This is a genomic window from Pirellulales bacterium (genome assembly GCA_035533075.1).
Classification (GTDB): Bacteria; Planctomycetota; Planctomycetia; order Pirellulales; family JAICIG01; genus DASSFG01.
The window spans coordinates 1-3,778 of record DATLUO010000120.1 but is presented as its reverse complement, the minus strand read 5'-3'; the positions used below and the strand labels follow the sequence as shown (position 1 = coordinate 3,778).

Annotated in this window: 7 protein-coding genes; 6 read left to right on the top strand and 1 reads right to left on the bottom strand. The window is 63.5% G+C overall.

Going from position 1 to position 3,778, the window contains the following annotated elements:
- The 6 genes from VNH11_15310 to VNH11_15285 all read left to right on the top strand — a co-directional run.
- The coding region (locus tag VNH11_15310; protein HVA47737.1) for a signal recognition particle protein at window positions 1-593 on the top strand (593 nt) is incomplete at its 5' end.
- Between the two features lie 81 nt (window positions 594-674).
- Complete coding sequence (rpsP, locus tag VNH11_15305; protein HVA47736.1) at window positions 675-1,130, top strand: 30S ribosomal protein S16; 456 nt, start codon at window positions 675-677, stop codon at window positions 1,128-1,130.
- A 121-nt stretch (window positions 1,131-1,251) separates the two neighbouring features.
- Window positions 1,252-1,932 (top strand): tRNA (guanosine(37)-N1)-methyltransferase TrmD, encoded by a 681-nt coding sequence (trmD, locus tag VNH11_15300; GenBank protein ID HVA47735.1) that lies wholly within the window; start codon window positions 1,252-1,254, stop codon window positions 1,930-1,932.
- 249 nt (window positions 1,933-2,181) lie between these two features.
- On the top strand, window positions 2,182-2,562 hold the full coding sequence (gene rplS / locus VNH11_15295) for a 50S ribosomal protein L19 (GenBank protein ID HVA47734.1): 381 nt from the start codon (window positions 2,182-2,184) through the stop codon (window positions 2,560-2,562).
- Window positions 2,563-2,582: 20 nt separating this feature from the next.
- Window positions 2,583-3,011, top strand: a complete 429-nt coding sequence (locus VNH11_15290) for a YraN family protein (GenBank protein ID HVA47733.1) — start codon at window positions 2,583-2,585, stop codon at window positions 3,009-3,011.
- 346 nt (window positions 3,012-3,357) lie between these two features.
- Window positions 3,358-3,606: a hypothetical protein gene (locus VNH11_15285; protein HVA47732.1), complete on the top strand. Its 249-nt coding sequence runs from the start codon at window positions 3,358-3,360 to the stop codon at window positions 3,604-3,606.
- Here the strand turns inward: VNH11_15285 and VNH11_15280 are convergent.
- On the bottom strand, window positions 3,598-3,778 hold a 181-nt coding region (locus VNH11_15280; GenBank protein HVA47731.1), incomplete at its 5' end, for a hypothetical protein. The genes VNH11_15285 and VNH11_15280 overlap by 9 nt on opposite strands.

Below are 3,778 nucleotides of genomic sequence, written 5' to 3'. Positions count from 1 at the left end.
ACATCGTCTCGTTGGTCGAGCAGGCCCAAGAAAAGTTCGACCAGGACGAGATGGCCCGTCAGGAAGAGCGGCTGCGCAAAGGCGAGTTTACGCTCGACGATTTCCGCCGCATGATGGGGCAACTCGGCAAGCTCGGCCCGCTCCAAAAGGTCATGGGTTTGATTCCGGGTATGGGCGCCCTGAAAGACATGATGGGCGACGTCGACGCCGAGGGCGACATGCGTCGGCTGCGGGGGATCATCGACTCGATGACGCCCGACGAGCGGCGGAACCCGTCGCGGATCATCGACGCCAGCCGGCGACGACGGATTGCGGCGGGCGCCGGCGTCGATCCGGCCGAGATCAGCCAGCTCGTGAAACAGTTCGACGTCATGGCCGACGTCATGAAGCGGATGTCGGGCCTGGGCATGCGCGAACGCATGCGCGAAGTGCAACAGTTGCAGAAGCAGGGGCTGTTCGATCCGGGCGGCATGTTGACCAAGAAAAAGGTGGGCACCGGCAAGCGTCTGACGAGCGATGAGCGAAACAAGCTTCGCAAGCAGCGCGAAAAAGAGGCCCGCAAGCGCACGCGGGAGCAGAAGAAAAGAAGATAGTCCGTGGTCCGTGGTCCGTAGCGGTCACCGACCACTGACGACGGACCACGGACCACGGACCACAAACTTGAAGGAGATAACTTGGCAGTCAAGATTCGCATGAAGATGATGGGCCGGAAGCACCGGCCGTTTTTCCGCATTTGCGCCACCGATTCGCGCAGCCCGCGCGACGGCAAAGTGTTGGAAGAGCTGGGCACGTACGACCCGATGATCGCCGACACCGACGCCCGCGTCACGCTCAACCATGAGCGGCTGACGTACTGGCTAAGCGTGGGCGCCCAGCCCAGCGAGAATGTGAAGGTGTTTATCAAGAAGTATGGACCGGCCGGCATCAAGTTGGCGGCGCAGCAAGCGGCCCGCGAGCGGCTGGCGATGCCCAAAGAGGTGCCGCCGCCGCCCGAACCGGTGTACGTGCCCAAGCCGAAGGGCGAAGCCGCGGCCGAGGCGCCTGTGGAAGCGTCGCCGGAAGTGGCCGCCGAACCGACGCCGGAAGTGGCTGCGGAAGCCAGCAGCGCACCGGAGGCGACCCGCGAATAAAGTAGCCCGGCACTCCGCACTCGGGAGGATGGCGTTCCTAGGCCGTCGCATTGGGTGCTGGACTGCCGGGGAATCCCGGCGCGCCGGGACTCCGGAGCGACGTTCACGACTTCAATCATCCATGCGCTTCGACGTGCTGACTCTGTTTCCCGAAATGTTTCCGGGCTACCTGAGTCAGAGCTTGTTGAACCTGGCGATTGAACGCGGGCTGGTCGAGGTGCGGCTGCACAACATCCGCGATTGGGCGGAGGGGCGGCACAAATCGGTCGATGATCGACCGTATGGCGGCGGGCCGGGCATGGTGCTGATGGTCAAGCCCGTCGTCGAGTGCGTCGAGGCCGTGGCCGCGCAGACGGACGAGCCCGGTCACTTGGTGCTGCTGTCGCCGCAGGGGCGGCGGCTCGACCAGTCGGTGGTCGAAGAGTTGGCCGGCCAGCGGCGGCTGATGCTGTTGTGCGGCAGATACGAAGGGTTCGACGAGCGGGTGCAGGCGATCCTTCACCCCGACGAGATTTCGATCGGCGATTTTGTGTTGAACGGGGGCGAAGTGGCGGCGATGGTGGTGATCGACGCCGTGCTTCGCCTGGTGCCCGGCGTGCTGGGCGACGAACGAAGCAACAAACAGGATTCGTTTTCAGGCGACGATCGGCTGTTGGAAGGGGCGCAGTATACGCGGCCGCGGGAGTTCCGTGGCCACGAAGTGCCGGAAGTGCTGATCGGCGGCAATCACGGCGAGATTGCCCGTTGGCGGCGAGAGCAAAGTTTGAAGCGGACGCGGGAACGAAGAGATAAAAAAACGTAGGGTGGGACCAGCGAGCTTGCGAGCGCCGGCGTGAGAGGGTTCAGGGTTCAGGGTTCAGGAAGGCCCTAAGGTGGAACCAACTCGCGCCGGCCCAACGCAAAGTGCGGCGGACATTGGCCGCTACGGGGCGCGCCTGAACCCTGAACCCTGAACCCTGAACCCTTTGACGGTGGGCCGGCGCTCGCAAGCTCGCTGGTCCCACCCTACAACTTATCCAGAAACGATTACGACACAGAAAGGACCCATTTTATGAGCCAGCAACTACTTGCCCAGGTGGAAAAGCCGCACCTCAAGGCGGAACTGCCCGACTTCAAGATCGGCGACACCGTCGATGTTCACACGCGCATTCTGGAAGGCGAAAAGGAACGCATCCAGATTTTCAACGGCGTGGTGATCGCCCGCAGCGGTTCGGGCACCCGCGAGATGTTTGTCGTCCGCCGCATCGTGCAGGGCGAAGGCGTCGAGCGCAAGTTTCCGCTGCATTCGCCGCGGATCGCCAAGATCGAGGTCAAGCGTTCGGGCGTGGTGCGCCGCGCCAAGCTTTACTTCCTCCGCGACCGGGTCGGCAAGGCCGTGCGGCTCCGCGAACGGCGCGGCGATCAGAAAGAAGAAGCCGGCAAGCAGCAATAAGCGCTGGCGGGAACCGCACCATGTTCGGCCGTGCGTGGCTCGCCCGGAGTTGGCAACGTTGGTTCCGACCGGCGACGCTCGGACAACGGGGCGAAGCCTTGGCGGCCCGGCACTTGCGCCGGCGAGGATACCGCATTGTGGCCCGCGGCAGCCGGGCCGCGCTAGGCGAGCTCGACCTGGTGGCCGTCGACGGACGCACGGTCGTGTTCGTCGAGGTGAAGACGCGCCGCTCCCAGGATGCCGGCCACCCGGCCGACGCGGTCGACGACGACAAACAGCGGCGGCTGACCCGGTTGGCCGTGGCCTACCTGCGGCGACACGGTTTGTTGGAGTACCCTGCCCGGTTCGACGTGGTGGCCATCACCTGGCCGGCGGGCCGCGGCAAACCGACCGTCGAACACTTCCCGCACGCCTTCGACGCCGTCGGCCACGACGGCATGTTTTCCTAGTTAGCGCTAGCTAATAAGCGGCTCCCGTCCGGCCACCGGCTTCAGCCGATGGTCGCCACAACACGAAAAAGATATTGGTTGAGCCGGCTTCAGCCGGGCTTTTTGTCGTCTGCCACCAGCTTTAGCCGGTGGGGGCGGCACCATCCAAATCTCTATCGGAGCCGGCTTCAGCCGTGCTTCTCGACCGCGCGCGTCCACTTGAAACCTCTCCCCAGCAAGGCTAAAGCCAGGGATGAGAAGCCAGGCTAAAGCCGGCTGACAAGGGAATCATTCGGTCGCGACCACCAGCTAAAGCTGGTGGCATTATGCACCACAGAAGCCCGGCTAAAGCCGGCTCAGACAGAGATTGCTTTCGGCCGAAAACCAGCAGCCAAAGCTGGTGGTAAGCACGCCCGGCCGAACCTCATTCGACCCCATCGAGCTTGCCTCGATGGTGAAGGAGATGGCGGTCTATACGGATGACGACGATTGGGCCCTCGACCCCATCCAGCTCGCCTGGATGGTGAAAGAGATTGGGTGGCCTACCCGCAGCCGGACGAATCTTATTCACCATCGCGTGCATGTCAGCTTTTGCAAGTTTCCGCTGTCACTTTAGATGATTTGGGCCGACGAGTGAAAGGGCAGCCGGGCGGCTGTCGAGGTGGCGGACGAGTCGGTCGTCGTCGCTCAAGGCTGCGGCACGGACCTGCAGGATCGCCTCGCCTCCTTCAGGATCGTTCCAGAACATCTCCGTGCCTTTCGCGCGATAGTTGACCTCTTTCACCAAC

What these genes read in the sequence shown, in the direction of transcription:
- VNH11_15290 (HVA47733.1), top strand. Translation starts at nt 2,583, where the DNA reads ATGTTCGGCCGTGCGTGGCTCGCCCGGAGTTGGCAACGTTGGTTCCGA.
- trmD (HVA47735.1), top strand. Translation starts at nt 1,252, where the DNA reads ATGCGCTTCGACGTGCTGACTCTGTTTCCCGAAATGTTTCCGGGCTAC.
- rplS (HVA47734.1), top strand. Translation starts at nt 2,182, where the DNA reads ATGAGCCAGCAACTACTTGCCCAGGTGGAAAAGCCGCACCTCAAGGCG.